The sequence below is a fragment of the Halomonas halophila genome (genome assembly GCF_030406665.1).
GTDB classification, from domain to species: domain Bacteria; phylum Pseudomonadota; class Gammaproteobacteria; order Pseudomonadales; family Halomonadaceae; genus Halomonas; species Halomonas halophila.
The window spans coordinates 3,472,416-3,497,641 of sequence record NZ_CP129121.1 but is presented as its reverse complement, the minus strand read 5'-3'; the positions used below and the strand labels follow the sequence as shown (position 1 = coordinate 3,497,641).

The 25,226-nt window shown below is 69.6% G+C and carries 25 protein-coding genes; 10 read left to right on the top strand and 15 right to left on the bottom strand.

The features are described from left to right. Nucleotides 1-2: 2 nt before the first annotated feature. Complete coding sequence (locus QWG60_RS16505) at nucleotides 3-410, bottom strand: acyl-CoA thioesterase (RefSeq protein ID WP_035594462.1); 408 nt, start codon at nucleotides 408-410, stop codon at nucleotides 3-5. 167 nt (nucleotides 411-577) lie between these two features. Here QWG60_RS16505 and QWG60_RS16500 point away from each other — a divergent pair, with 167 nt between their 5' ends. The 6 genes from QWG60_RS16500 (at nucleotide 578) to cysZ (ending at nucleotide 6,791) form a co-directional block, all read left to right on the top strand. Next, nucleotides 578-1,525, top strand: coding sequence for a PstS family phosphate ABC transporter substrate-binding protein (locus QWG60_RS16500; RefSeq protein ID WP_046078858.1), 948 nt, complete (start codon nucleotides 578-580; stop codon nucleotides 1,523-1,525). 65 nt (nucleotides 1,526-1,590) lie between these two features. Continuing rightward, nucleotides 1,591-2,817, top strand: a complete 1,227-nt coding sequence (locus tag QWG60_RS16495) for an ABC transporter permease subunit (RefSeq protein ID WP_046078857.1) — start codon at nucleotides 1,591-1,593, stop codon at nucleotides 2,815-2,817. Then, nucleotides 2,814-4,373, top strand: a complete 1,560-nt coding sequence (pstA, locus tag QWG60_RS16490; RefSeq protein ID WP_146909522.1) for a phosphate ABC transporter permease PstA — start codon at nucleotides 2,814-2,816, stop codon at nucleotides 4,371-4,373. The genes QWG60_RS16495 and pstA overlap by 4 nt, the downstream gene beginning before the upstream one ends. Nucleotides 4,374-4,401: 28 nt before the next feature. Further along, entirely contained in the window at nucleotides 4,402-5,214 is an 813-nt protein-coding gene (gene pstB, locus QWG60_RS16485) for a phosphate ABC transporter ATP-binding protein PstB (protein WP_107181747.1), read from the top strand. A gap of 24 nt (nucleotides 5,215-5,238) precedes the next feature. After that, nucleotides 5,239-5,967: a phosphate signaling complex protein PhoU gene (phoU, locus tag QWG60_RS16480; protein ID WP_146909524.1), complete on the top strand. Its 729-nt coding sequence runs from the start codon at nucleotides 5,239-5,241 to the stop codon at nucleotides 5,965-5,967. A gap of 83 nt (nucleotides 5,968-6,050) precedes the next feature. Further along, complete coding sequence (gene cysZ, locus QWG60_RS16475; RefSeq protein ID WP_035594451.1) at nucleotides 6,051-6,791, top strand: sulfate transporter CysZ; 741 nt, start codon at nucleotides 6,051-6,053, stop codon at nucleotides 6,789-6,791. An 84-nt stretch (nucleotides 6,792-6,875) separates the two neighbouring features. On the opposite strand, the gene phoR is transcribed toward cysZ, so the two are convergent. From phoR to QWG60_RS16455, 4 genes are all read right to left on the bottom strand, one after another. Further along, complete coding sequence (gene phoR / locus QWG60_RS16470) at nucleotides 6,876-8,189, bottom strand: phosphate regulon sensor histidine kinase PhoR (RefSeq protein ID WP_146909526.1); 1,314 nt, start codon at nucleotides 8,187-8,189, stop codon at nucleotides 6,876-6,878. A gap of 1 nt (nucleotide 8,190) precedes the next feature. Further along, on the bottom strand, nucleotides 8,191-8,880 hold the full coding sequence (gene phoB, locus QWG60_RS16465; protein WP_035594446.1) for a phosphate regulon transcriptional regulator PhoB: 690 nt from the start codon (nucleotides 8,878-8,880) through the stop codon (nucleotides 8,191-8,193). A 124-nt stretch (nucleotides 8,881-9,004) separates the two neighbouring features. Next, nucleotides 9,005-9,898 (bottom strand): 4-hydroxybenzoate octaprenyltransferase, encoded by an 894-nt coding sequence (gene ubiA / locus QWG60_RS16460; RefSeq protein WP_046078853.1) that lies wholly within the window; start codon nucleotides 9,896-9,898, stop codon nucleotides 9,005-9,007. Nucleotides 9,899-9,951: 53 nt separating this feature from the next. Beyond that, nucleotides 9,952-10,428 carry a chorismate--pyruvate lyase family protein gene (locus tag QWG60_RS16455; protein WP_081945801.1) on the bottom strand — a complete coding sequence of 159 codons (477 nt, stop codon included), beginning with the start codon at nucleotides 10,426-10,428 and terminating at the stop codon, nucleotides 9,952-9,954. A 137-nt stretch (nucleotides 10,429-10,565) separates the two neighbouring features. Here QWG60_RS16455 and QWG60_RS16450 point away from each other — a divergent pair, with 137 nt between their 5' ends. The 3 genes from QWG60_RS16450 (at nucleotide 10,566) to QWG60_RS16440 (ending at nucleotide 12,597) form a co-directional block, all read left to right on the top strand. Continuing rightward, nucleotides 10,566-11,726, top strand: a complete 1,161-nt coding sequence (locus QWG60_RS16450) for an FAD-dependent oxidoreductase (protein WP_146909528.1) — start codon at nucleotides 10,566-10,568, stop codon at nucleotides 11,724-11,726. 166 nt (nucleotides 11,727-11,892) lie between these two features. Further along, nucleotides 11,893-12,168: an HU family DNA-binding protein gene (locus tag QWG60_RS16445; RefSeq protein ID WP_016855929.1), complete on the top strand. Its 276-nt coding sequence runs from the start codon at nucleotides 11,893-11,895 to the stop codon at nucleotides 12,166-12,168. 72 nt (nucleotides 12,169-12,240) lie between these two features. Next, nucleotides 12,241-12,597, top strand: a complete 357-nt coding sequence (locus QWG60_RS16440) for a hypothetical protein (protein WP_146909530.1) — start codon at nucleotides 12,241-12,243, stop codon at nucleotides 12,595-12,597. A 142-nt stretch (nucleotides 12,598-12,739) separates the two neighbouring features. Here the strand turns inward: QWG60_RS16440 and recG are convergent, their stop codons facing one another. Together recG and QWG60_RS16430 are read right to left on the bottom strand one after the other, a co-directional pair. Continuing rightward, on the bottom strand, nucleotides 12,740-14,821 hold the full coding sequence (recG, locus tag QWG60_RS16435) for an ATP-dependent DNA helicase RecG (protein WP_146909532.1): 2,082 nt from the start codon (nucleotides 14,819-14,821) through the stop codon (nucleotides 12,740-12,742). Then, on the bottom strand, nucleotides 14,818-15,738 hold the full coding sequence (locus QWG60_RS16430; RefSeq protein WP_035594432.1) for a hydrogen peroxide-inducible genes activator: 921 nt from the start codon (nucleotides 15,736-15,738) through the stop codon (nucleotides 14,818-14,820). Before QWG60_RS16430 ends, recG begins: the two co-directional genes overlap by 4 nt. Before the next feature lie 99 nt (nucleotides 15,739-15,837). On the opposite strand from QWG60_RS16430, the gene QWG60_RS16425 reads away from it, so the two are divergent. Then, nucleotides 15,838-16,713 carry an SDR family oxidoreductase gene (locus tag QWG60_RS16425; protein WP_146909535.1) on the top strand — a complete coding sequence of 292 codons (876 nt, stop codon included), beginning with the start codon at nucleotides 15,838-15,840 and terminating at the stop codon, nucleotides 16,711-16,713. Here the strand turns inward: QWG60_RS16425 and thpR are convergent. The 8 genes from thpR to QWG60_RS16385 all read right to left on the bottom strand — a co-directional run bounded on the left by thpR (nucleotide 16,710) and on the right by QWG60_RS16385 (nucleotide 25,036). Beyond that, the gene (gene thpR, locus QWG60_RS16420) at nucleotides 16,710-17,267 is read right to left on the bottom strand and encodes an RNA 2',3'-cyclic phosphodiesterase (protein WP_146909537.1); all 558 of its coding nucleotides are present in this window, start codon (nucleotides 17,265-17,267) and stop codon (nucleotides 16,710-16,712) included. The two genes, QWG60_RS16425 and thpR, sit on opposite strands and share 4 nt — an antisense overlap. Before the next feature lie 169 nt (nucleotides 17,268-17,436). Continuing rightward, nucleotides 17,437-17,826, bottom strand: coding sequence for a RidA family protein (locus QWG60_RS16415; RefSeq protein WP_016855923.1), 390 nt, complete (start codon nucleotides 17,824-17,826; stop codon nucleotides 17,437-17,439). 92 nt (nucleotides 17,827-17,918) lie between these two features. Further along, a complete protein-coding gene (locus tag QWG60_RS16410) occupies nucleotides 17,919-20,051 on the bottom strand; it encodes a RelA/SpoT family protein (protein ID WP_035594423.1) in 2,133 nt (710 codons plus the stop codon). Between the two features lie 54 nt (nucleotides 20,052-20,105). Then, a complete protein-coding gene (gene rpoZ, locus QWG60_RS16405) occupies nucleotides 20,106-20,369 on the bottom strand; it encodes a DNA-directed RNA polymerase subunit omega (protein WP_107181755.1) in 264 nt (87 codons plus the stop codon). Between the two features lie 126 nt (nucleotides 20,370-20,495). After that, nucleotides 20,496-21,110, bottom strand: coding sequence for a guanylate kinase (gene gmk / locus QWG60_RS16400; protein WP_035594417.1), 615 nt, complete (start codon nucleotides 21,108-21,110; stop codon nucleotides 20,496-20,498). A gap of 73 nt (nucleotides 21,111-21,183) precedes the next feature. Further along, nucleotides 21,184-22,380: an MFS transporter gene (locus tag QWG60_RS16395; RefSeq protein WP_146909539.1), complete on the bottom strand. Its 1,197-nt coding sequence runs from the start codon at nucleotides 22,378-22,380 to the stop codon at nucleotides 21,184-21,186. A gap of 126 nt (nucleotides 22,381-22,506) precedes the next feature. Continuing rightward, nucleotides 22,507-23,472 (bottom strand): glutaminase B, encoded by a 966-nt coding sequence (glsB, locus tag QWG60_RS16390; protein WP_307725210.1) that lies wholly within the window; start codon nucleotides 23,470-23,472, stop codon nucleotides 22,507-22,509. 97 nt (nucleotides 23,473-23,569) lie between these two features. Next, entirely contained in the window at nucleotides 23,570-25,036 is a 1,467-nt protein-coding gene (locus QWG60_RS16385; RefSeq protein WP_146909542.1) for an alanine/glycine:cation symporter family protein, read from the bottom strand. Between the last annotated feature and the right edge of the window lie 190 nt (nucleotides 25,037-25,226).

Below are 25,226 nucleotides of genomic sequence, written 5' to 3'. Positions count from 1 at the left end.
GCTCAGCCGCCCTGACGCACCGCGCGGATGCGGCCGTTGTCGTCCAGCGCCACGGTCACGAAGCGCGCCTCGGTGACCTTGTGCAGCTCGTCGGGGTCGCGCTCGTGGGGCGAGCGGCTCCAGACCTCGACATCGATCTTGATCGAGCTGTGGCCGATCTCGCGCACATCGGTGAAAATGTTGACCATCGAGCCGACTCGCACCGGGCACAGGAAATCCATGGCCTCGATGGCCACGGTGGCGGTGCGCCCTCCGGCTTCGCGGCCGGCGGCGATTTCGGCGGCCTGCTCCATATGGCCGACCAGCCAGCCGGCGGCGATGTCGCCATGGAAGTTGGTGTCCTGGCGGCGGGCGACCAGCTTGAGAGTCAGATGGCCGCGGGGGGCCGGAATGTCGTCGAGTTCGCTCATGGCATCGGTTCGCCTGGCTTGTTGTTGTGTGGGCGTCATGGTGGGGGATCGACGGAGCGATCGTCACCGGCTAGGGATCAGCGAAACATGATAAACGTCGAGGGCGTGGCCACTCTACCCTGTGGGGACGAGGGTCGCGCCCGATCCGTATGAGCGGGAGAAACTTCATGATAGCGGTCCTTCGTCGCTGCCTGCCGGCCTGGCTGCTGGTCCTCGTCGGGCTCTGGAGCGCGCCGGCCTCGGCCGAACACCATGTCGGCACCCTCGATACCGTCGGCTCCGACACCATGGCGGGGCTGATCCTGCGCTGGGGCGAACTGCTCAGCGAGCACTACCCGGGGCTGCGCGTTCAGCTCCAGGTGGCCGGCTCGGCCAGCGCCCCGCCGGCGCTGACCGCCGGTACCACCCTGCTGGGGCCCATGTCGCGGCCGATGAGCGAGGAAGAGCGCCAGGCCTTCGTCGATCGTCATGGCTATCCACCGCGGGAGATCGTGGTGGCGCGGGATGCGCTGGTGGTCGTGGTGAATCGCCATAACCCGCTGTCGAGCCTGGCGCGCCGCGAGTTCGACGCCATCTTCTCCGAGACTCACTACTGTGGGGCCGAGCGAGGCATCCACCAGTGGCAGGCGCTGGGGCTCGATTTCCCGGCGGGGCCCATCGTGCTGCACGGTCGCAATGCGGTATCCGGCACCCACGGACTGTTCCGCCGCGAGGGCCTGTGCGACGGCAGCTTCCGCCCCGAGGTCAACGAACATCCAGGGTCGGCCGCGGTGGTCGAGGCGGTGGCCGACGACCCCCTGGCCATCGGCTACGCCGGCCTCAATCACCTCACGCCCGGCGTGCGCGCGCTGGCCCTACGGGACCCCGAGGGGCGCCTGCACGAGCCCACACCTCTGGCGGTGCGTCGCGACGACTATCCGCTGGCCCGGGACCTGAGGATCTACGTCAATCAGCCGCCGGGCGAGGTGCTGCCCGTCGCCGAGCGGACCTTCCTCGAACTGGTGCTCTCGGTCGAGGGCCAGGCTATCGTCGAGGAGATGGGCTTCGTGTCGCTGCCGGCCGCGAGCCTGGCCCGCCAGCGACGCATCCTGCAGCCTACGCGCGACGAGACGTGACAGTGTCACCCGACTGTCATGACAATGTCGTAACCTTGCGCTAACCCACCGACTCGCCGGCCTTCATGCACGACTCTTCCTCTTCACCGCTGCTGCGACGCCGCCTGCGCCAGGGCCGCGACCGCCTGGCCACGGCCTTGATCACCGCCGGCGGCATCGGCGTGATCGCCGCCGTGATGGCCATCGGCGTGTTCCTGGCGGTCGAGGTCCTGCCGCTGTTCTGGTCGTCGTCGCCGGGCGAGCCCGAGGTGAGCCTCGCGTCGCTGTGGCTGCCCCAGCCCTATCCCGGCCTGGACGAGCCCGTCTATCGCTGGCAGCCGGCGCTGCCTGAGGGAGAGCCGGGGCCGCGCTTCAGCCTGGCGCCGCTGGCCTGGGGCACCCTGGAGGCCGCGGCCTGGTCGCTGGTGATCGCCGTACCGCTGGCGCTGGGCGCGGCCGCGCACTCGGCGCTGTTCATGTCGCGGCGGCTGCGCGCTCATATCAAGCCCACCCTGGAGCTGCTCGAGGCCCTGCCCGGCGTGGTGATCGGCTTCCTCGCCGGCCTGGTGCTGGCCCCCTGGCTGGAACGCCACCTGGGGCTGGGACTGACCCTGCTGTTGCTGCTGCCGCCGGGCCTGGTGCTGGGCGGTGCCCTGTGGAGCCGGCTGCCCGGCCGGGTACGCCAGCGCCTGCCGCTGGGCTGGTCGGCGCTGTGGCTGCTGCCCTGGCTGCTGCTGCTGTGGGGCCTGGCGAACGGGCTGGCGCCCTGGCTGGAGGGCTGGTGGTTCGGCGGCGACCTGCGCACCTGGCTCGCCGCCCACCTGGGGCTCGACTACGCCAGCCGCAACGCCATCATCGTCGGCATGGCCATGGGCTTCGCGGTGATGCCGACCGTCTACGCCCTGGCCGAGGATGCCCTCTCCGGGGTGCCGAAGAGCCTGGCCGAGGGCGCCCAGGCGCTGGGCGCGACGCGCTGGCAGACCCTGTGGCGCGTGGTGCTGCCGGCGGCCGGGCCGGGCGTGTTCTCGGCGGTGATGATCGGCGCCGGGCGTGCCGTGGGCGAGACCATGATCGTGCTGATCGCCAGCGGCAACACGCCGCTGATGACCGCCAGCCCGCTGGACGGCCTGCGCTCCATGGCTGCCAGCATCGCCACCGAACTGCCCGAGGCGGCGCCTGGCGGAACCCACTATCGCCTGCTGCTGCTGGCCGCGCTGCTGCTGTTCGTCTTCACCTTCCTGGTCAATACCCTGGCCGAGGTGGTTCGCACCCGCCTGCGTCGTCGCTACCGCCGGCTGGGGGGCACGCCATGATCCGTGCCTGGCGACGCCCGGGACGAGCCCGCCTGCCCCGGGGCGAAGGTCCCTGGGCCTGGCTGGCCGCCGGCAGCATCTCGCTGTCGCTGCTGCTCCTGGCCCTGCTGCTGGTGCTGCTGGCCTCGCGGGGGCTGGGGCATTTCTGGCCCAGCGACGTGGCCCAGCTGACCCTGGCCGACGGCCGGGTCCTGGCCGGCCGTGAGGTGAGGCAGACGCCGCTGCCCGACGCCGAGGGCGAGGAGCGCCTCTACCGCACCGGCAACCGCGACCTGAACGGCGATATCTGGACCTGGGTCCCGGTGGCCGATATCGAGACCGAGACCTATCCCCGCGAGCTGATGGTGCTGGAACGCCGTCGTTGGGGGGATTTCATCGGTCGCCTGGTGGCCTGGATGCCCGACGAGGGCGAGCGCCTGCAGGGCGAGGCGGCGTGGGAGGCATTGCGCGCTCGGCTGGCGGAGCAGGTGCGATGGCGTGAGGAGATCGCCCGGCTGCGCGACCGGGCCCTGCTGCCGCTGGCGGCCCGGGCCGAGTGGGACGAGACGCCGGAGACAAACCGCGTGCTGGGCGACGTCGAGGCACGGATCCGTGTCCTGCGCGATCGCATGGTGGGCGATCTGGTGGTGATGGAGAGCGCCGACGGTCGTCGCATTCGCCTGCCCGTCGAGGAGATCCTGCGTGCTCGATGGCCCAACGCCATGAGCCCCGTGGCCAAGTTCGCCGACTGGGGCAAGGGCCTGTGGCGCTTCCTCTCCGAGGGACCGCGGGCGGGCAACGTCGAGGGCGGGGTCTGGCCGGCGATCTTCGGCACCATCCTGATGGTGATGCTGATGTCGCTGCTGGTCACGCCTTTCGGTGTGCTGGCGGCGGTCTATCTCAACGAGGTGGCCCACCAGGGGCGCCTGACCCGGCTGGTGCGCATCGGCGTGCGCAACCTGGCCGGCGTCCCCTCCATCGTCTACGGCGTGTTCGGCCTCGGGGTGTTCGTCTACGGCCTCGGGGGCCGCCTCGATCAATGGTTCTTCGAGGAATCGCTGCCATCGCCGACCTTCGGTACCGGGGGCCTGCTGTGGGCCTCGCTGACCCTGGCGCTGCTGACCCTGCCGGTGGTGATCGTGGCCACCGAGGAGGGGCTGGCGCGGATCCCCGACCGCCAGCGCGAAGGCGCCCTGGCGCTGGGCGCCACCCGCCTGGAGATGCTCAGCCGGGTGGTGCTGCCGATGGCCACCCCGGCGATGCTCACCGGGATGATCCTGGCGGTGGCCCGGGCGGCCGGCGAGGTGGCCCCCTTGATGCTGGTCGGCGTGGCCAAGCTCGCGCCCCAGGTGCCGCTGGACGGCGACTTCCCCTTCCTTCACCTTGAAAGGAAGTTCATGCATCTGGGCTATCACATCTTCGATACCGCCTTCCACAGCAACGATGTCCAGGCGGCAATGCCGCTGGTCTATGCCACGGCGCTGCTGCTGGTACTGGTGATCCTGGTGCTTAACCTGACTGCAATATTTCTGCGCCATCATCTGAGATCACGCCACGGTAGCCTCTCGCGTCTCTGAGGCCGGCCGTGGTGCCAAGGGGTATGTAATGCCGGTCAAGCAGGACCCGGCTCCGCGGCACGGAGCCTTCATCGATTTCGCGCCCGAGGCCTCCTGCCTGGAGATCTCGGGCTTCGGGCTGCGCTACGGCGACAAGCCGGCGCTGCGCGACCTCAGCCTGCGGGTGCCGCGTCATCGGGTCACCGCCTTCATCGGGCCCTCGGGCTGCGGCAAGTCGACCCTGCTGCGCGCCCTCAACCGCCTGCACGACCTCAACGAGGACGTGCGGCGGGAGGGCGAGATTCGGCTCGAGGGCCAGGAGATCCATGCCCCCGAGGTGGCGGTGGCCGAGCTGCGCCGGCGGGTCGGCATGGTGTTCCAGGCGCCGAACCCCTTCCCGATGTCGATCTACGACAACGTGGCGTTCGGGCTGCGGCTGCAGGGCGGGCTGCGCAAGCGGCGTATCGACGACATCGTCGAGTGGTCACTGCGCTCGGCGGCGCTGTGGGAAGAGGTCAAGGATCGCCTCCAGGCCTCGGCCTGGGCGCTGTCCGGCGGCCAGCAGCAGCGCCTGGTGATCGCCCGGACCCTGGCGGTGGAGCCCGAGGTGCTGCTGCTCGACGAGCCGGCCTCGGCCCTGGACCCGATCTCGACGCTCAAGGTCGAGGAGCTGATCCGCAACCTGAAGTCGAGCCTGACCCTGGTGCTGGTCACCCACAACATGCAGCAGGCGGCACGGGTCTCGGATTTCACCGCCTTCCTGCAGGGCGGCGAACTGGTGGAGTACGCCCCCACCGATACCCTGTTCACCAATCCGCGCCTCGCGCGCACCGAGAACTACATTACCGGACGCATGGCCTGACGCCAGCGCCCTCAGGAGAGTCTCATGGACATCACCAGCGATATCCACAGCCAGCACATCTCGCGGCAGTTCAATCATGAGCTCGAGGAGCTCAAGACCCACCTGATGGCCATGGGCGGTCTGGTCGAGAAGCAGGTACAGGACGCCGTCCGTGCCCTGCTCGACAGCGATTCCGCCCTGGCCGAGCGAGTGGTCGACAACGATCGCGCCGTCAACGACATGCAGATCAAGATCGACGACGAGTGCACCCAGATCCTGGCCCGCCGTCAGCCGGCGGCCTCCGACCTGCGCCTGGTGCTGGCGGTGATCCGCGCCGCCTCCGACCTGGAGCGCATCGGCGACGAGGCCAGCAAGATCGCCCGCAACGCCCTGGAGCTGGTCGAGAGCCAGAACGGCAGCCGCGGCTTCGTCGAGGTACGCGTGATCAGCGAGCACGTGCGCAAGATGATGCGCGACGCCCTGACCGCCTTTGCCCGCTTCGACACCGAGATGGCGCTCAAGGTGGTCCAGGAGGACGAGCAGGTCGACAACGAGTACAAGAGCGCCATGCGCTCGCTGATGACCTTCATGATGGAAGACGCCCGGGTGATATCCCCGGTACTCGGCATCATGTGGATCCTGCGCGCCCTGGAGCGGATCGGCGATCACTCCAACAACCTGGCCGAATACGTGGTCTATCTGGTCAAGGGGCTCGACATCCGCCACACGGCCCCGGATGATCTCGACGACGAGGTGCGCGGCGACGAGGGCTGAACCCCGCTCGACCGCTACCGTCAAAGAAGCGGCCGTCGCCCCTGGCGACGGCCGCCGTCGTCGTGATGGAGGAAATGACACCGATGCTGGATGCCTTCTCGGCGCTGTCCCGGGGAACCCGCCTGGTCTACACCCCCGGCCTGCGCCGCTACGTGTTCCTGCCGATACTGGCCAACCTGGTGGTCTACGCTGCCATGCTGAGCTACGTGCTGACCCACTTCGGCGGCTGGCTCGACGGCTGGATGGCCATGGTGCCGGGCTGGCTCGACTGGCTGTCGTGGCTGATCTGGCCGCTGTTCGTGCTCAGCCTGGGGCTGATCGTGTTCTTCAGCTTCACCCTGGTGACCCAGCTGATCGCCGCGCCCTTCTACGGCCTGCTGGCCGAGAAGGTCGAGCGCGAGGTGACCGGCCGGCCGCCGTTGGACGACCGTGGCCTGGCACGCACCGCCATCGATGCCCTGGGCCGTGAACTGGTCAAGCTGGGCTACATCCTGCCGCGCATGGCGCTGCTGTTCGTGATCGGCTGGATCCCGGTGATCAACCTGGTCGCCCCGCTGCTGTGGCTGCTGTTCTCGGCCTGGATGATGGCGGTCACCTACCTCGACTATCCCATGGACAACAACAAGGTGACCTTCGCCGACATGCGCCGCCGGCTGGCCGCGCGCCGCTGGCCGACGCTCACCTACGGCGGCTGGGTGATGCTGATCACCTGGCTGCCGCTGGCCAACCTGTTCCTGCTGCCCGGTGCCGTGGCCGGCGCGGTGCTGATGTGGGAAGACCACTACCGGGCGCTGACGCCCGATGCTGCCCCGGCGAGGCGCTGATGCCCGCGCCCCGGGCAGGCGTCGTGATCACGTGACATCCCTCCGCCCGGCCTGCGTCGGGCGGAGTGGCGTCCGGGGACGGGATCAAGCGCGCCGCGAAGCCGGCGCGGCGTCGGTGAGGCGGGCGGCGGGGAAGATGCAGCGGAAGGTGGCGCCCTCGCCGAGCCGGGAGTCGATCTCCAGCTGGGCGTCGTGGCGCAGCAGCACGTGCTTGACGATGGCCAGCCCCAGGCCGGTGCCACCGGTGGCGGTGCTGCGGCCCTTGTCGACCCGGTAGAAGCGCTCGGTCAGGCGCGGGATGTGCAGCGGATCGATGCCCTCGCCGTCGTCCTCCACCTCCAGGCAGGCGCCGTCGCCCCAGGGGCGCCAGCGCAGCACGATGCGGCTGCCCTCGCCGGCATAGCGCACGGCATTGAAGGCCAGGTTGGAAACGGTGCTGTGCAGCTCCTTCTCCGAGCCGAGCAGGCCGCGGGGCTCCTCGACCGCCACCTCCAGCTGGTGGTGGCCCTCGGACAGCGCCTCGGCGTCGCGCCGCACGGCCTCGAGCAGGCTGGTGGGGTCGATGCGGATGTCGTCGTGGCCGCCCTGGTCGTTCTCCAGCCGCGACAGCAGCAGCAGGTCGTTGACCAGGTTCTGCATGCGCTTGGTCTGGCTCTGCATCTGGCCGATGCCTCGGCCCAGGCGCTCGGGCAGCATCTCGGCCATGTCGCCGTAGGTCTCGAGGTAGCCCGCCAGCACGGTGAGCGGGGTGCGCAGCTCGTGGGACACGTTGGCCACGAAGTCGCGGCGCATCTGCTCCAGGCGGTGCAGGCGGGTGATGTCGCGGGCCATCACCAGGCGCTCGTCGTCGCCGTAGAGGGTGATCTGGAACTGCAGGATGAGGTTCTCGTCGATCGGCGAGCACAGCGTCAGCGGCTCGCGATAGTCCCGGGCGTGGAAGTAGTCGACGAAGCTTGGGTCGCGCATCAGGTTGGTGATGTGCTGGCCGCGATCATGGGCCGGCTTGAGGCCCAGCATGCGTTCGGCGGCGCTGTTCCACCACTCCATGTCGCCGTGGCGGTCGAGCATCACCACGCTGTCGCGCATCGCCTCCGAGGACTCCTGGATACGGCTCAGGGTGTCGCGCAGCCGGCGCTGGGTGAGGCGCTGGCCCTTCTGGTAGCGGTAGAGGCGATCGAACAGCTCGCCCCACAGGCCGGAGGCCGAGGGCGGCTCGTCATGGGGATGATGGGTCAGCCATTCCTGCAGGGCGTGCAGCTGGCGCAGCTGGTAGAAGAGATAGAGGGCGAGCCCCACGGCGATGCCGGTGCCGCTGAAGCCGAAGGGCCAGCCGACCAGGGCGCCGGCGCCCACCAGGGCACCCAGCCGCCACCATTCGCGTCGCCACAGCCGGCCCACGTCAGCCCTTGGCGGAGAAGCGGTAGCCGGTCCCGCGCACGGTCTGGATCAGCTGCTGGTGCGGCTCGCCCAGCGCCTTGCGCAGGCGGCGGATGTGCACGTCCACGGTGCGCTCCTCGACGTAGACGTTGCCGCCCCAGACCTGATCGAGCAGCTGGCCGCGGGTATAGGCGCGCTCCTGGTGGGTCATGAAGAACTGCAGCAGGCGGTACTCGGTGGGGCCGATCTCCAGCGACTGGCCGTCGATGCTGACCCGGTGGCTGACCGGGTCGAGCATCAGGCCCTCGACCTGCACCGGCTCCTCGACGCCGCGCGGCGTGGCGCGGCGCAGCACCGCCTTGAGGCGCGCCACCAGCTCGCGGGGCGAGAAGGGCTTGGTGATGTAGTCGTCGGCCCCGGATTCGAGGCCCTGGATCTTGTTGTCCTCTTCGCCCTTGGCGGTGAGCATGATGATCGGCAGTTCCGAGGTGCCTTCCTCGCGCTTCAGGCGGCGGGCGAGCTCGACGCCGCTGGTGCCGGGCATCATCCAGTCCAGCAGCACCAGGTCGGGCTGGTGATCGACGACCATGGCGTGGGCGCTCTGGGCATTGTCCGCCTCGAGGACGCGATAGTCGGCCATCTCCAGCGCCACGGCGATCATCTCGCGGATGGGCGCTTCATCATCGACGATCAGTACGGTCTTGGCGGTCATCCCGGGGCCTCATGGTCGAGATCAGTGACATATTGGTGACGATGACAGCATGTCCTTGTGACAATACCGTGACAGTCACCGCCTGTCGCCCCCGCTTAGCCCTGCCGTTCGACCCCGTCCGGCATCACCCGCCGGCGGCCGGCCACAGCGACAGCGCGATGCCGGCGAACGCCAGCAGCCCCGACCAATGGTTGTTGAGGAAGGCCTGGAAGCAGCGATCGCGATCGCGATGGCGGATCAGCCGCTGCTGGTGGACGAAGGTGGCGGCCATCGCGGCCAGGCCGACCCAGAAGAAGCCGCCCAGGCCGAGGCGTTCGCCGGCCCAGGCCAGCAGGGCCAGCGTGGCCAGCTGCAAAAGGCCGATGATCAGCCGGTCGGCACGGCCGAACAGCACCGCGGTGGACTTGATGCCGATGCGCAGGTCGTCGTCGCGGTCGACCATGGCGTACTCGGTGTCGTAGGCCACGGTCCACAGCACGTTGGCGGCGAACAGCAGCCAGGCCTCCAGCGGCACCTGGCCGAGCACCGCGCCGAAGGCCATGGGAATGGCCCACGAGAAGGCCGCCCCCAGCACCACCTGGGGCAGGTGGGTGTAGCGCTTCATGAAGGGGTAGACGAAGGCCAGGATCACGCCGCCCACCGACAGCATCACGGTGAAGGCGTTGGTGAAACACACCAGCACGAAGGCCGCCAGCACCAGGCCGGCGAACAGCGCCTTGGCCTCGCCTTCGCCGATGCGTCCGGTGGCCAGCGGACGCGACTTCGTCCGCTTCACGTGGCCGTCGAAGTGGCGGTCGGCGTAGTCGTTGACCACGCAGCCCGCGGCCCGCATCAGGTAGACCCCGGCGACGAAGATCAGCAGCAGCCGGCGCTCGGGAACGCCCTCGGCCGCCGTCCACAGCGCCCACAGCGTCGGCCACATCAGCAGCCAGGTGCCGATGGGGCGGTCGAGGCGGGTCAGTTGCAGGAAGTCGGGCAGCCGGTCCAGCCCCTTGGGGCGCATCAGGGAACGTTCCATGTGGGTCTCTCGGTTGAATCGGACGACACGGGTTTCGGGCGATGCCTGGGAGCCTATCGCGCCGGCAGGGCCAGGTCATCCGCCATGTCGTCGAGGAAGAACTCCTGGACCAGCACCGCGAAGCGGCCGTGGCGCAGCACCGAGCGTCGGCCCCAGGGGCCCGGGGCGTCGTGGAAGGGGGCCGGGTCGGCGCTGACCTCGATGGGGCCGCGCTCGAGGCCGGGCTGGCGGAACAGCCAGTGACCCAGCGAGCGCTCGCCGAGGCCCGCCAGCCGCTGGCCACGGAGGCCGTGAAGCGGGGCCACCGAGCGCGCCATCACCCAGGGCCGGTCGTCGAGGCACAGCGCGACCTCGCGCCGCCAGGCCAGGCGGCCCGGCGCCATGCCCAGTGCCAGGGCCTCGTCGCGCCGCGGCCGGCCCAGGCGCTGGTCGAGCAGCCTGACCCGGAAGCGGCGCGGCGCGCCGGCCTCGATCAGCCGACGGGTCAGCGAGTCCCGTGAGGCGACCCAACGCCACCAGGCCGGGCTCATGGCGGGGCGGGCCGCCGCCAGGGGGCGCCATCGGGGAGCGAGGGCCGGACCGTGATTCACTGCGCTACTCCGCGTCCAATGCAAAGGGCGGCTAGTGTACCATGTCGGGCCGTCGCGCCCCTGCAGCGAGGAGCCCCATGAGCGCACCCCTGACCATCATCGGCTCCGGCATGGCCGGGCTGGGCCTGGCGCGCCAGGTCCGGACCCGGCAGCCCGAGCGCCCCATCACCCTGATCACCGCCGACGGCGGCGAGGACTACTCCAAGCCGCTGCTCTCCACCGGCTTCGCCAAGCGCCTGCCGCCGGATCGCCTGGCCTCGCGCAGCGCGCTTGAGGCGGCCGACCAGCTCGGTGTGACGATGCGCACGCACACCCGGGTCGAGGCCATCGATCCGGCCGCGTACACCCTGACCCTCGGCGCCGAGCGGCTGCCCTGGGGCGAGCTGGTGCTGGCCACCGGCGCGGCCCCGGCGCCGCCCTTCGCTATTCCCGAGGCGCTGGCCGGCCGGGTCCATACCGTCAACGATCTCGACGACTACCGTGCCTTCCACGCCGCCCTGGCGGCGCTCGATCGCCCGGCGCGGGTCGCCGTGGTCGGCATCGGCCTGGTGGGCTGCGAGTTCGCCAACGACCTGGCCGCCGGCGGTCATGCGGTCGAGCTGATCGCCCCGGAGTCGGCGCCGCTGCCGCGGCTGCTGCCCGAGCCGCTGGGGCGGGCGCTGGGCGAGGCCTTCGTCGAGGCCGGCATCGCCCTGCACACCGGGCGCATGGTCGACCTGCTTTCGCCCGAGGGCGAGCGGGTGGCGCTGGGCCTGGACGACGGCACCGCCCTCGAGGCCGACCTGGTGCTGGTGGCCACCGGCCTGCGGCCCCGCACCGCGCTGGCCGAGGCGGCCGGGCTTGCCGTGGGGCCGGCCGGGATTCTCGTCGACCGCCATCTGGCGACCTCGGCGCCCGGCATCCATGCGCTGGGCGACGTGGCCTGCGTCGACGGCGTCAATGCCATGTACGTCCAGCCGCTGCAGGCCGGCGCCAAGGCGCTGGCGGCGACGCTTTCCGGCACGCCCACCGAGGTGCGCTACGGGCCCTGGCCGGTGCTGGTGAAGACGCCGCTGCTGCCGGTGGTGGCGCTTCCTCCCGCCGTCTCTCCCGCCCGCTGGCGCATCGAGGGCGAGGGGCATGATCTGAGCGCCCTGGCCGAGGATGAAGACGGACGTTTGATCGGATTTGCGTTGACAGGCGCCCGCGTGCGTCGGAAAGTCGAACTGGCGCGCGCTGCGCCGCCGTTGCTAGGCTAGTGACGTCAACGACGGCGCCCCCGGGATTCCGGGTCTGGCAGCGGCGTTGCCACACGGCGTCATCCGCATGCCGCCCCGTCGGCGGCATGCGAGTGGTGCATGAATCACCGCGAACAACAATGCGGCCGATGGGATCATCGGCAGGATGTCAAACCAGGAGGGCTGTATGCGCAAACCCGAACTCGCCGCGGCGATCGCCGAACGTGCCGATCTTTCCAAGGACAAGGCCAGCCAGGTGCTGAACGTCATTCTCGACGAGATCACCGGCAGCGTGTCCGACGGCAAGGACGTGTCGCTGATCGGTTTCGGCACCTTCACCGTGCGCGAGCGTGCCGCCCGCACCGGCAAGAACCCCCAGACCGGCGAGTCCCTGACCATTCCGGCCAGCAAGACCGTGGCCTTCAAGCCGGGCAAGGGCCTCAAGGACGCCGTCGCCAAGTAAGGCGCGAGGCGCGGCCCGATGCTCGGGCCGCGCGATCCTTCCTCATTTCGCTTTCCGACCAACGGTATCCCGATGAAGCTCCGCCTGATGCTGTGGGTGCTCGGCGTGCTGCTCAAGCGTGCGCTGCGTCGCAAGCCCGCCTTCCGCGAGCGCCTGGGTGAACTGAAACGCCTCGACTGGGGCATCGGCACCGAGGATCTCGCCATCGCCCGCCACTATCGGATGTCGCCTCGCGGCATCGAGACCGGGAACGGCCTGCCGGTGGATCTCGACCTGGAGCTGCGTTTCGAGGACGCGGACAGCGCGATCCGGGTGCTCCGCAAGCCCACCCAGAAGGCCTTCCTCGACGGCATGATGGCCGGCCGCGTGCGGCTGGTCGGCGATGCCAGGGACCTCGAGCGCCTGCAGGGACTGCTGAAGCACCTGTAGCGCCGAGCTACAAGCGCCGAGCTACAAGCGCCGAGCTACAAGCGCCGAGCTACAAGCGCCGAGCTACAAGAAAACCCCGAAGGCTTCCACCTTCGGGGTTTTCTTTTGCGGCGAACGATTTCACGCTGCTGGCTTGCAGCTGTCAGACCTGCCCGTAGCGGCCGGCTTCCTCGCCCAGCCAGCGGCGGATCAGCGGCCGGCTGGCCTCGGGGTGCTCGGCCAGCAGCGCCTCGGCCAGCGGCGAGATGCGCGGCAGCAGGTCGGCGTCGCGCTCCAGATCGGCGATCTTCATCTGCGCCAGGCCGGTCTGGCGAGTGCCCAGCACCTCGCCGGGGCCGCGGATCTCCAGGTCCTGCTCGGCGATGCGGAAGCCGTCGGTGGTCTCGCGCATCACCGTCAGTCGCTTGCGCGAGTGGTCCGACAGCGGCGGATGATAGAGCAGCACGCAGAAGCTCGCGGTGGCGCCGCGGCCGACCCGGCCGCGCAGCTGGTGCAGCTGGGAGAGGCCCAGTCGCTCCGGGTTCTCGATGATCATCAGGCTGGCGTTGGGCACGTCGACGCCGACCTCGATCACCGTGGTGGCCACCAGCAGGTCCAGCTCGCCGGCCTTGAAGGCCGCCATCACCTCGGCCTTCTCGGCGGCCTTCATGCGGCCGTGGACCAGGCCGATCGAGAGCTCAGGCAGCGCCGCCACCAGCTCGTCGCGGCTGGCCTCGGCGGCCTGGCACTGCAGCGCCTCGGACTCCTCGATCAGGGTGCAGACCCAGTAGGCCTGGCGGCCCTCGGCGCAGGCGTGGCGGATGCGCTCGACCACCTCGGGGCGGCGCCCGTCGGGCACCACCACCGTCTTCACCGGGGTGCGCCCGGGCGGCAGCTCGTCGATCACCGAGACGTCCAGGTCGGCGTAGGCGCTCATCGCCAGGGTGCGGGGGATCGGCGTGGCGGTCATCACCATCTGGTGGGGCGTCAGGCCGCCGGCCTCGCCCTTCTCGCGCAGCGCCAGGCGCTGGTGGACGCCGAAGCGGTGCTGCTCGTCGATGATCGCCAGGCCCAGGCGATGGAAGTGAACGTCGCCCTGGAACAGCGCGTGGGTGCCGACCACCATCTGCGCCCGGCCGTCGAGGATCGCCGCCTTGGCGTCGAGCCGGGCCTTGCCCTTGAGCTTGCCCGCCAGCCAGGCCACCTCGATGCCGAGCGGCTCGAACCAGGCCTTGAAGGCCCGGTAGTGCTGCTCGGCGAGGATCTCGGTGGGCGCCATCATGGCCGCCTGGCAGCCGCCGGCGATGGCGGACAGCGCCGCCATGGCGGCGACCACGGTCTTGCCCGAGCCCACGTCGCCCTGCACCAGGCGCAGCATGGGCCGCTCCTCGGCCAGGTCGGCGCGGATCTCGTCGAGTACCCGGCGCTGGGCGCCGGTCAGCGAGAAGGGCAGCTGGGTCAGGAAGCGGGCCTGCAGGCCACGGCCGTCGGACAGCGCCGGCGCGCCGTCCTCCTGGATGCGCAGGCGTACCTCGCGCAGGCTCAGCCGGTGGGCCAGCAGTTCCTCCAGGGCCAGCCGGCGCGCGGCCGGGTGGCGGCCCTCGGCCAGCGCGTCCGGGTCGGCATCCGGCGGCGGATGGTGCAGCTCGCGCAGGCTGTCGTGCAGCTCCGGCAGGGCGTACTGGTGGCGCAGCGCCTCGGGCAGCCATTCCGGCAGCGCCTCGGGCGTGGCGTCGAGGCGTGCCAGGGCCTGGTCGATCAGCGCCCGCAGGCGCGTCTGGTGCAGCCCCTCGGTGGTCGGGTAGAGAGGCGTGAGGTGATCCTCCACCGCCGGTGCGCCCTCGCCGATCAGGCGATATTCCGGGTGGTAGATCTCGAGCCCGGTGGCACCGGCCCGGGCCTCGCCGAAGGCGCGCACCCGGGCGCCGGGGCAGAACTGCTGCTGCTGGGCCGGCGAGAAGTGGAAGAAGCGCAGGCTGAGGATGCCGGAGCCGTCCCTGAGCCGCACCAGCAGGCTGCGGCGCCGGCCGCGCACCACGTCGGCGGCCATCACCTCGCCCTCGACCACGGCCTCGTCGCCGGAGCGGAGGCCGGCGACGGGGGTGATGCGGGTGCGATCCTGGTAGCGCAGCGGCAGGTGGAACAGCAGGTCGGCGACGGCATCGATGCGCAGGCGGCCCAGCTTCTGGGCCAGCGCCTCGCCGACGCCCTTGAGGTCCGTGACGGGGGCGTCGAGGCCGCTCATGCCGGCTCGTTCGTGGCCGCGCGGCAGTGGGCGATGGCCTCGGTGACCGCGTCGATGGCCTGGGGCCGCGGGAAGCTGGCCCGCCAGGCGATGGCCACGGTGCGGCCCGGGCCGGGGGCCGTGAAGGGGCGGCTGGTGAGCAGGCCGCTCTCGTAGTGGCCGGTGCCGATCGCCGAGCGCGGCAGCACGGTGATGCCGAGCCGCGAGGCGACCATGTGCCGGATCGTCTCCAGCGAGCCGCCCTCGGCGGTCAGGGTGTTGTTGGGGCTGTTGAGCTTGTGGCTGATCGCCGGGCAGGCCTCGAGGATCTGGTCGCGGAAGCAATGGCCCTCGCCGAGCAGCAGCAGGCGCTCCTGGAGCAGATCCTCCTTGTCGATGCTCTCGCGCTCGGCCCAGGCGTGGTCGGCCGGCAGCAGCACGTCGAAGGCTTCCTCGTAGAGCGGCTTGGTCACCACGTCGGTCTCGGTGAACGGCAGTGCGACGATGATGGCGTCCAGCTCGCCGCTGCGCAGCTTGCGCCGCAGCTCGCCGGTGAAGCCTTCCTCGATGTAGAGCGGCATCTGCGGCGCGCGGCGGGTGAGCTCCGGAATCAGGTGCGGGAACAGGTAGGGGCCGACGGTATAGATGGCACCGATGCGCAGCGGACTGGCCAGCTGGTCGCGCCCGGCGCTGGCCAGTTCCTTGATCACGCTGCTCTGTTCCAGCACGCGCTGGGCCTGCTCGACGATCTTCTCGCCCAGCGGCGTGACCTGTACGGTGGACTTGGAACGCTCGAACAGTGCCACGCCCAGCTCTTCCTCCAGCTTCTTGACTGCCACCGAGAGGGTCGGCTGGGACACGAAGCAGTGCTCGGCGGCGCGGCCGAAGTGGCGTTCCTGGGCCAGGGTTACGATGTAACGGAGTTCTGTTAGAGTCATTTTGGTGCCGGGGCTTCCTCGATTGTCAGTGTGTCGCGGGCCCCATCCATAGGGCACCCCAAGGGTCATAGGGACTTTTTATCAGGGGGCGAGGGAAAGGTGAAGACAACGACGCTGATTCTGGGCTGCGGCGACATCGGTACGACGCTGGGCCAGGCGCTCAAGGCCGACGGCCACAAGGTCATCGGGGTGCGCCGCGATGCCACAAGGCTGGCCGATACCGGCCTCAAGGGCATCTCGGCGGATCTCGGCGACGCGACGGCGCTGGCCGAGCTGCCGGATGCGGATATTCTGGTCTATGTGGTCAGCGCCGACCGCTTCGAGGAAGAGGCCTATCGGGCGGCCTACCCGGATGGCCTCAAGGCGGTGCTCGCCGAGTTCGGTGGCCGCAAGCGCCCGCCGAAGCACGTGTTCTTCGTCTCTTCCACCAGCGTCTACGCCCAGCAGGGCGGCGAGACGGTGGATGAGGCCAGCCCCACCGAGCCCACCGGCTTCTCCGGCGCGCTGATGCGCGAGGCCGAACAGGCGCTGATCGATCACGCGTTGCTCGGGTCGGTAGTGCGCTTCTCCGGCATCTACGGCCCGGGGCGCGACCGCCTGATCCGCCAGGTCGGCGAGGGCCGTATCGCCGCCGCGACACCGGCCATGTACTCCAACCGCATCCATCGCGACGACTGCGCCGGCGTGCTGGCCCACCTGATCGGGCGGGCGCTGGCCGGCGAGTCGCTGCATGAGCTCTATCTCGCCAGCGACTGCGAGCCGGCACCGCTCCACGAGGTGATGGCCTGGCTGGCCAGGCAGCTCAAGGTCGAGGCCACCGAGACCATCCAGTCGCCGCTGCGCCGCCGGGCCAGCAAGCGCTGCGACAACGCTCGCCTGCTCGAGAGCGGCTATCGTTTCCGCTTCCCCACCTTCCGCGAGGGCTATCTGCAGGTGCTGCGCGAGGGCGGCTACCTGCCCGAGGCCACCACCTAGCGTTCCTCGTCCTTCCGACCGTCTGCCGACACGTCCGGGAGTGGCCCGGGCGTGCGCGCCAGGCAGGCATAGCGGCTGCCCCGGGGCGTGACGGTCGAGCGGATCAACTCGACGCGGGAATACGTCCAGTCCAGCGCCACGGCCGGCAGGTCGGGGGCGGGTGGTCGCTCGGCCCGGCGCAGCAGGGTGACATGCGGCACGAAGCGCTCGGGGCGCCCTTCGACGCCGAGCCGCTCGAGCCCGTTCCAGAGCTGATGCTGGAGGGCGCCGAGCGCCGGATCGGGGGCGTCGCCGCCGACCCAGACGATGCCCGGGCGGCGGAACTGGCCCCAGCGGTCGAGCCGCCAGCGGCCGGGCAGCAGGGTGAAGCGCGCCAGCCAATCGGCGATGGCCGTGGCCCGGGCCTCCGGCTGCTCGCCGAGGAAGGCGAGCGTGAGGTGAAAGCCGTCGTCCGGCATGCGCCGGCCGCCGCAGCGGGAGCGGGCGGCATCGGCCAGAACGCCGAACCGCCGGCGCAGGGCCGGCGGCGGTACCAGGGCCAGAAACAGGCGCATGGCAGGAAGGCTCTCTTCAGAGAGGTAACGGAAAGCGCGGATTCATGTCGCGAGCGATGAGAGGCTGGTCGCCGCCGGAGCGCAGCTACCGGAGTGTAGCCTGCTACATGAGGATAGCGAGCACCGCCGGCGGCCAGGATCTCGAGCGCAGCAATGAATCAGCCTTTCCTTAGTCGCCGATGACCAGCACGGCCTCTGCCTCGACCTGGCTGCCCTTGGGCAGGGCCTTGACGCCGACGGCGGCGCGGGCCGGGTAGGGCGCGTCGAAGAACTCTTCCATGATGCCGTTGACGATGGCGAAGTTGTCCAGGTCCACCAGGTAGAGGTTCAGCTTGACCACGTCCTTGAGGCCGCCGGCGGCCTCCTCGGCGACGGCCTTCAGGTTGGCGAAGACCTGACGGGCCTGGGCCTCGAAGTCGTCGGAGACGATCTCCATGGTGGCCGGGTCCAGCGGGATTTGGCCGGACATGTAGACGGTGTTGCCGGCCTTGATGGCCTGGGAGTAGGGGCCGATGGCGGCGGGTGCCTGGTCGGTGTTGATGACGGCCTTGTTGCTCATGGTGTGCTCCATGTGTTGTTGGCGATGATGGTGAAGTGTCCAATGACGGCGCCCCCGCCCGCCGCGACCGCGACGGGCGGGGGCGCCGGGGGTCAGTTGCCCAGCCGGGTGATCTTGCCGACGTGGGACAGGTTGCGCAGGCGCTTGATGATGCGCGCCAGGTGCACGCGGTTGCGTACCGAGACGGTGAGGTTGACGATCGACAGCCGGGCGTCGCGCTCCTCGATGCCGATGCGCTCGATGTTGGCATCGGCGTCGGTGACCAGGCCGGCCAGTTCCGCCACCAGCCCGCGGCGGCTCTCGATCTCCAGGCGCAGCGGCACCGGGAAGTCCTCGTCGGCCTGGTCGGACCACTCGAGGGCGAACAGCTTGTCCGGGTCGCTCTTGAGTTCGGCCAGGTTACGGCACTCGGTGCGGTGGACGACGATGCCCTTGCCCACCGAGAGATGACCGATGACGGGATCGCCGGGCAGCGGGTGGCAGCAGCGGGCGAACTTGATCACCATGCCTTCGGCGCCGCTGATGACGATCGGCCCCTGCCGGTGCGGGGTCTCCGCGGTCGGCAGCTGCTCGCCGTGATGCAGGTCGACCAGGCGCCGGGCGGCCACGTGGGCGACGCGCGCTCCCAGGCCGATCGACTCCAGCAGGGCATCCTGGCTCTTCAGCTCCAGCTCGGCCAGCAGCGTGGCCATCGGCCCGCCGGGCAGCTCCTCGAGGCTGGTCTCGAACTCCGCCAGCGCCTTGTTGAGCAGCCGGCGGCCGAGCTGGACGGCCTCGGTGTGCTGCTGGTGCTTGAGCGCGTGGCGAATCGCCGAGCGCGCCTTGGCGGTGACCACCACGTTGAGCCAGGCCAGGCTGGGCCTGGCGCCGGGCGCGGTGATGATCTCCAGCGTCTGGCCGCTCTCGAGCCGGGTGGAGAGCGGCGCCAGATGGCGGTCGATACGGCAGGCGATGCAGCTGTTGCCGATGTCGGTGTGCACGCTGTAGGCGAAGTCGATCACCGTGGCGCCCTGGGGCAGCTCCATGATGTCGCCCTTGGGCGTGAACACGTAGATGTCGTCCGGGAACAGGTCGTTCTTGACGTGCTCGATGAACTCCAGCGAGTCGCCGGCGTGGCGCTGCATCTCGAGCAGACCCTTGATCCAGGAACGGGCCCGTGCATGGCTGCCCTCGGCGATCGGATGGTCGGTCTGGCCGGCCTTGTACAGCCAGTGGGCGGCGATGCCGTTGTTGGCCATGGCCTCCATCTCGCGGGTGCGGATCTGCACCTCGATGGGCATGCCGCCGCTGCCGAACAGGGTGGTATGCAGGCTCTGGTAGCCGTTGGCCTTGGGGATGGCGATGTAGTCCTTGAAGCGCCCGGGCACCGGCTTGTAGAGGTTGTGGACCATGCCGAGGATGCGATAGCAGCTGTCGACGTCGTCGGTGATGATGCGAAAGCCGAACACGTCCATGATCTCGGCGAACGACTTCTTCTGGTCGCGCATCTTGCGGTAGATCGACAGCAGGTGCTTCTGGCGGCCCATGACCGAGCCGGTCATGCCCTCTTCGTCGAGGCTGTTCTGCAGGGTGTCCTGCACCTGGCGGATCGCCGAGCGGCGATGGCCGCGGGCGCTGGCCACGGCGCGCTTGATGCGCTCGGCGCGCATCGGATGGATCGCCTGGAAGGAGAGGTCCTCGAGCTCGACGCGGATGGTGTTGATGCCCAGCCGGTTGGCGACCCGGGCATAGATCTCCAGCGTCTCGCGGGCGATGCGGCGCTTCTTCTCCGGGCGCAGCGCGCCCAGGGTGCGCATGTTGTGCAGTCGGTCGGCCAGCTTGACGATGATCACCCGGATGTCCCGGGACATCGCCATCACCATCTTCTGGAAGTTCTCGGCCTGGGCGACCGCCTTGTCCTCGAAGGTGATCTGGGTGAGCTTCGAGACGCCGTCGACCAGCTCCGCCACGGCCTCGCCGAACTGCTCGCCCAGGGCCTGCTTGGAGACGCCGGTGTCCTCGATGACGTCATGCAGCATGGCGGCCATCAGGCTCTGATGGTCCATGTGCATGTTGGCCAGGATGTTGGCCACCGCCAGGGGGTGGGTCACATAGGGCTCGCCGGAGCGACGGCGCTGGCCGTCGTGAGCCTGCTCGGCGTAGTAGAAGGCACGCTTGACCTGCTGGATCTCGTCCTGAGGAAGGTAGCCGCCGAGGCGGTCGGCCAGGTCATCGATGGTGAACATGCGGCGTGCCCTGAAGGTTGCGTGATGGCCGTGCGGATGGCGGCGACGCCGGCATCACTCCTCGGCGGGGATGCCCGACTCGCCTTCGGGGCGCGGACGCACGGGGGCGGCCTCGACCGGTTCGTCCAGCACGCTGGAATCGACCAGGCCATCGGCGATCTCGCGCAGCGCCATCACCGTGGGCTTGTCGTTTTCCCAGGGCAGCAGGGCATCGCGGGAGCCGCGGGCCAGCTGGCGAGCGCGCTGGGTGGAGATCATCACCAGCTTGAAGCGATTTTCGACGTTTTCCAGACAGTCTTCGACGGTAACACGCGCCATGGATGCCTTCCTGAATGCTGACGGGCGAAGCCCCGGCCGGCGCCGCTGCGCCCCGGGGATTCACCGATGAATAGAGGGGTTAGATTACTCGACGCCCGGCGCGCCTGACAAGCGCCGCGGCCGGGCTCAGGCGAGCAACGAGGCCAGCAGCGGGGCGTGGCGCTCGCGGGTACGTTCGGTGGTCAGGCGCCGGGCGATGACCAGCGACTGCAGCTCCTGCTCGGCGGTGGTGAAGTCGTCGTTGATCACCACGTAGTCGTACTCGTCGTAGTGCGACATCTCGCTGACCGCCTCGCGCATGCGGGAGGCGATCACGGCGTGCTCGTCGGTGCCGCGGCCGGACAGGCGGCGTTCCAGCTCCTCCCGGGACGGCGGCAGGATGAAGATCGAGACCGCGTCGGGCAGCTGCTCGCGGACCTGGCGGGCGCCCTGCCAGTCGATCTCCAGGATCACGTCCTGGCCGGCGGCCAGCAGTTCCTCCACGGCGCGCCGCGAGGTGCCGTAGTAGTTGTCGAATACCCGGGCATGCTCGAAGAAGTCGCCTTCGTCGATCATGCGCTCGAACTCGGCCCGCTCGACGAAGTGATAGTTCACGCCGTCCACCTCGCCCTCGCGGCGGGGCCGGGTGGTGTGGGACACCGAGACCTGGATGCCGTCGAGGCGTTCGATCAGTTCGCGCACCAGGCTGGTCTTGCCGGCGCCGGAGGGGGCGGAAACGATGAAGAGCGTACCTTGGGGCATGGCGGGTCCTGCGATATCGACGGCTGCGGAGGAGGGCGCGAAGTATCGCATACTTGTCGCCCTCGCCCCAGCCTCAGGCCACGGCGGCATTCGCCTCGCGGCGCTCCAGGTAGCGCCCGGTGAAGAACATCGCCAGCCCGCCGAGCGCCAGCACGGCGCCGACCAGGCCGCTGGCCGACCAGGGGGCTCCGCCCTTGATCACCACCGCCGCCAGCCAGGCGCCCAGAGCGTTGGCGCAGTTGAAGGCGGCGTGGTTCATCGAGGCGGCCATGGTCTGGGCGTCGCCGGCGACGTCCATCAGCCGGGTCTGCAGCGCCGGGCCCAGGGCCATGCTGGTGCCCACCAGGCCGACGAACAGCAGCCCGGCGATCAGGTGGTTGGCGGCGAAGAAGAAACCGGCCTGCACCACCAGGCACCAGATCAGGATGCGGGGGATCGCCTTGAGCAGGTTCTTGTCGGCCAGCCGCGCGCCGACCAGGTTGCCGACGATGGTGCCGATGCCGAAGATCGTCAGCACCCAGGGGCCGATGGCTTCGCGCATGCCGGCCTGGGCCGAGAGGGTCGGCACCACGTAGCTGAACACCGCGAACATGCCGCCGAAGCCGATGCTGGCCACGCCCAGGGTGAACAGCACCCGCTGCTTGACCAGCGCCGAAAGCTCGCGCTTGGGGCTGGCATGGGGATCGGCCGCCTGGGTCGGCACCCACAGGCGGATCAGCACCGCGGTGGTCAGGGCGATGGCGCCGACGCCGAGGAAGGCGCTCTGCCAGCCCAGCCACTGGCCGGCCCAGGTGGCCAATGGCGCGCCGACCAGGATGGCGGTGGTCAGACCCAGCATCACCCGGCTCACCGCCCGGGCGCGCTGCTCGATGGGCACCGCATTGGCCGCCACCAGGGCGGCGACGCCGAAGTAGGCGCCGTGGGGCAGGCCGGCCAGGAAGCGCAGCCCGACGAACGGCCAGAACGAGGTAGCCAGGGCGCTGGCGACGTTGCCGACGGCAAACACCAGCATCAGCACGATCAGCAGGGTGCGGCGCGGCACCCGGGCGGCCAGCGCCGAGATCAGCGGTGCGCCGACCACCACGCCCAGCGCATAGCTGGAGATGGCGTAGCCGACGTCGGCGGCGGCGACCTGCAGATCGCCGGCCACGCGTTCCAGCAGGCCCATGATCACGAACTCGCTGGTGCCGATCCCGAAGCCGCCGAGAGCCAGCGCCAGTTCAGCCAGGCGGGGGTGGCGCGCGGTGGCGCCGGACGGGGTGGTCGACATGGCGAACCTCCTGGGCAGCGCCCGATCTAGTACGAGTGAAGCCAGGAATCTTACTCTTCATTTGCGACCAAAGTCTAAATTTCGGCGCCAATTGCGCGAATTTTTGCCTTTATAAAAGTAATAAAACTACATAATGGGCGTCATCTTGCCACCCGAAGTCAAGCCGGCGGGGATGATACCGGACCAGCGGCCCAGGTCGTCGGCGAGCAATTCGAGGGCATATTGGGCGGCTACCGAGTTACCGCGTTCATCCAGCGCCGGCGACCAGGCGCAGACCGAGAAGCGGCCGGGTACGATGGCGACGATGCCGCCGCCGACGCCGCTCTTGGCCGGCAAACCGGCCCGGTAGGCGAAGTCGCCCGCCGCATCGTACATACCGCAGGTGAACAGCAGCGAGTTGATCCGCCGTGCCAGGTCGGGGGCGATGAAGCGTTCGCCTGCGGACAGGGCATGACCCTCGGCGGCCAGGAAGTTGAAGGCGCGGGCGAGATCGACGCAGCTCATGGAAAGCGCGCAGCAGGCGAAGTAGGCCGTCAGGACTTCGTCGACCTCGTTGTCGAGGTGGCCGAAGGCCTTCATGAGGTAGGCCATGGCGGCGTTGCGGGACCGATGTTTCCACTCGGAAGCCTGCACGGCATCGTCGATGTGAATCGCCGAGTTGCCGGACAAGCGGCGGGCGACGTCGCGCAGGTGCTTCGAGGGCGTGGCGAAGGCGCCGACCAGCCGGTCGGTCACCGCGATGGCACCGGCGTTGATGAAGGGGTTGCGGGGCTTGCCGCCCTCCGCTTCCAACTGGGTCAGGGAATTGAAGGGCATACCCGAGGGGTTGCGGCCCACGCGCGTCCACAGGGCATCACCCTGGACGCGCAGGGCCAGGGTCAGCAGCAGCACCTTGGCGATGCTCTGAATCGAGAAGGGCACCTGGGCCTCGCCGGCGTGGTAGATCTCGCCCTGATTAGTACAGATCGCGATGCCGAACCGATCGGCGTCCTGCTCGGCCAGCGCCGGAATGTAGTCGGCGACGCGGCCGCTGCCCAGGCGGAATCTGGCGCGGCGTTCCAGGCTTTCCACCCATTGCTGCATGGCTTCCATGAAGTCTCTCCGATGGGCTCGTGTCGAGAGGAAACAGGACGCGACGGCCCGGCGGCGGAGTTCTCCGCGGCCGGGCCGTCGTGCTGGGGGAGGCTCGCTACGCCTCGGTGGTCGCTGCCGCCGTGGAGCGGCGGACGCGCTCGCGATCCTCGGGCTCGATCTCCCAGGCCGTCGGATCGACGTTCAGGTCGCTAAAGCGCTCGGCGTCGAAGATCGGCTGTGTCACGCCCGACCGGATCTGGCCATCGAAGTCGCGCAGGATGCGCAGTCCCGGCTTGAACAGCATGGTCAAGGCGATGAGGTTGGCAAGTGCCAGGAAGCCCATGGTGGTGTCGGCGAAGGCGAAGACGGTGCCCAGGTCGGTCATCGCCCCCCAGGTGCACAGGCCGATGATGGCGAGTCGGAAAGCGTTGAACAGGGTGCGATTGCCGCGGCTGAAGAAGTCGAGGCTGTTTTCGCCGAGGTAGTAGTTGTAGAGGATGGTGCTGAAGCCGAACAGCAGCAGCGCGATGCTGACGAAGCTGCGGCCCCATTCGCCGACGTGGTCGGCCAGCGAGGCCTGGGTCAGGGCGATGCCGTCGATGCCGGCGCCGGCTGCCGGATCATAGGCCCCGCCGAGCAGGATGATGAAGGCGGTGGCCGAGCAGATGATCATGGTGTCGATGAACACCGAGAAGGCCTGGACGATGCCCTGATTGACCGGGTGCGGCACGTAGGCCACTGCCGCCACGTTGGGCGCGCTGCCCAGCCCGGCCTCGTTGGAGAACAGGCCGCGCTTGACGCCCATCATGATCGCTGCGCCGATGCCGCCGCCGATGGCCGGCTCGAGGCCGAAGGCGCTCTTGACGATCAGCCCGATGACGTCGGGCAACTGCGTCACGTTCAGCGCCAGGACCGCCAGGGCGATCAGCAGGTAGCCGCCTGCCATCACCGGGACCAGGACCTCGGTGACCCGGGCAATGCGCTTGACCCCGCCGAAGACGATCAGGCCGACCAGCAGGGCCAGTCCGAGCCCGGTGTAGCGGGCCGGGATGCCGAAGGCATCGTCGAAGGAGGTGGCTACAGCATAGGACTGCAGGGCGGTGAAGGCGAAGCCGAAGGTGGCCAGCAGCAGCACCGAGTAGAGGCCCGCCAGCCAGTTCCAGCGGCGGCCGAGGCCGCGGGCGATGTAGCGGGCCGGGCCGCCGCGGTAGGTGCCGTCTGGCTCGGCGGTCTTGTAGGTCTGCGCCAGGGTGCACTCGAGGAAGCTGGTGGCCATGCCCATCAGGCCGACCACCCACATCCAGAACACGGCGCCCGGGCCGCCCAGCGTGATGGCCACGGCGACGCCGGCGATGTTGCCGCCGCCGACCCGGCCGGCCACCGACAGCAGCAGCGCCTGGAAGGAGCTCAGGTGGCCGTGCCTGTCGCGCTTGAAGGCCTGGCTGGCGCTGAGAATGCGGAACATGCGGCCGAAGAAGCGGAACTGCACGCAGCGCGAGGCGAGGGTGAAGCCGATGCCTACGGCGATCAGCAGGGCGATCAGCACCTTGCCCCACAGCAGGTCGTTGATCAGCGCGAGCATGCGGCACCTCCCACGTTGGCGATCATCATGGTGGGGGAGGCGGTCGCGGCCGGTGTGGCCGCCTTCGTTGTTGTTGGCATTGGTCGTCGAACCTCTTGCTCTTGGAATGTGGTGGCTCCCGTGAGGGGCCACTTCCGATGGAGCAAGGTGCGTGCCAGATGGTGGAGTTTCCGTTAGCTCATTGTTTTGT

Bases quoted from the DNA above. Each gene is read 5' to 3' on its own strand.
- QWG60_RS16505 (WP_035594462.1), bottom strand. From the start codon at position 410: ATGAGCGAACTCGACGACATTCCGGCCCCCCGCGGCCATCTGACTCTC.
- QWG60_RS16500 (WP_046078858.1), top strand. From the start codon at position 578: ATGATAGCGGTCCTTCGTCGCTGCCTGCCGGCCTGGCTGCTGGTCCTC.
- QWG60_RS16495 (WP_046078857.1), top strand. From the start codon at position 1,591: ATGCACGACTCTTCCTCTTCACCGCTGCTGCGACGCCGCCTGCGCCAG.
- pstA (WP_146909522.1), top strand. From the start codon at position 2,814: ATGATCCGTGCCTGGCGACGCCCGGGACGAGCCCGCCTGCCCCGGGGC.
- pstB (WP_107181747.1), top strand. From the start codon at position 4,402: ATGCCGGTCAAGCAGGACCCGGCTCCGCGGCACGGAGCCTTCATCGAT.
- phoU (WP_146909524.1), top strand. From the start codon at position 5,239: ATGGACATCACCAGCGATATCCACAGCCAGCACATCTCGCGGCAGTTC.
- cysZ (WP_035594451.1), top strand. From the start codon at position 6,051: ATGCTGGATGCCTTCTCGGCGCTGTCCCGGGGAACCCGCCTGGTCTAC.
- phoB (WP_035594446.1), bottom strand. From the start codon at position 8,880: ATGACCGCCAAGACCGTACTGATCGTCGATGATGAAGCGCCCATCCGC.
- ubiA (WP_046078853.1), bottom strand. From the start codon at position 9,898: ATGGAACGTTCCCTGATGCGCCCCAAGGGGCTGGACCGGCTGCCCGAC.
- QWG60_RS16455 (WP_081945801.1), bottom strand. From the start codon at position 10,428: ATGAGCCCGGCCTGGTGGCGTTGGGTCGCCTCACGGGACTCGCTGACC.
- QWG60_RS16450 (WP_146909528.1), top strand. From the start codon at position 10,566: ATGAGCGCACCCCTGACCATCATCGGCTCCGGCATGGCCGGGCTGGGC.
- QWG60_RS16445 (WP_016855929.1), top strand. From the start codon at position 11,893: ATGCGCAAACCCGAACTCGCCGCGGCGATCGCCGAACGTGCCGATCTT.
- QWG60_RS16440 (WP_146909530.1), top strand. From the start codon at position 12,241: ATGAAGCTCCGCCTGATGCTGTGGGTGCTCGGCGTGCTGCTCAAGCGT.
- recG (WP_146909532.1), bottom strand. From the start codon at position 14,821: ATGAGCGGCCTCGACGCCCCCGTCACGGACCTCAAGGGCGTCGGCGAG.
- QWG60_RS16430 (WP_035594432.1), bottom strand. From the start codon at position 15,738: ATGACTCTAACAGAACTCCGTTACATCGTAACCCTGGCCCAGGAACGC.
- thpR (WP_146909537.1), bottom strand. From the start codon at position 17,267: ATGCGCCTGTTTCTGGCCCTGGTACCGCCGCCGGCCCTGCGCCGGCGG.
- QWG60_RS16415 (WP_016855923.1), bottom strand. From the start codon at position 17,826: ATGAGCAACAAGGCCGTCATCAACACCGACCAGGCACCCGCCGCCATC.
- QWG60_RS16410 (WP_035594423.1), bottom strand. From the start codon at position 20,051: ATGTTCACCATCGATGACCTGGCCGACCGCCTCGGCGGCTACCTTCCT.
- rpoZ (WP_107181755.1), bottom strand. From the start codon at position 20,369: ATGGCGCGTGTTACCGTCGAAGACTGTCTGGAAAACGTCGAAAATCGC.
- gmk (WP_035594417.1), bottom strand. From the start codon at position 21,110: ATGCCCCAAGGTACGCTCTTCATCGTTTCCGCCCCCTCCGGCGCCGGC.
- QWG60_RS16395 (WP_146909539.1), bottom strand. From the start codon at position 22,380: ATGTCGACCACCCCGTCCGGCGCCACCGCGCGCCACCCCCGCCTGGCT.
- glsB (WP_307725210.1), bottom strand. From the start codon at position 23,472: ATGGAAGCCATGCAGCAATGGGTGGAAAGCCTGGAACGCCGCGCCAGA.
- QWG60_RS16385 (WP_146909542.1), bottom strand. From the start codon at position 25,036: ATGCTCGCGCTGATCAACGACCTGCTGTGGGGCAAGGTGCTGATCGCC.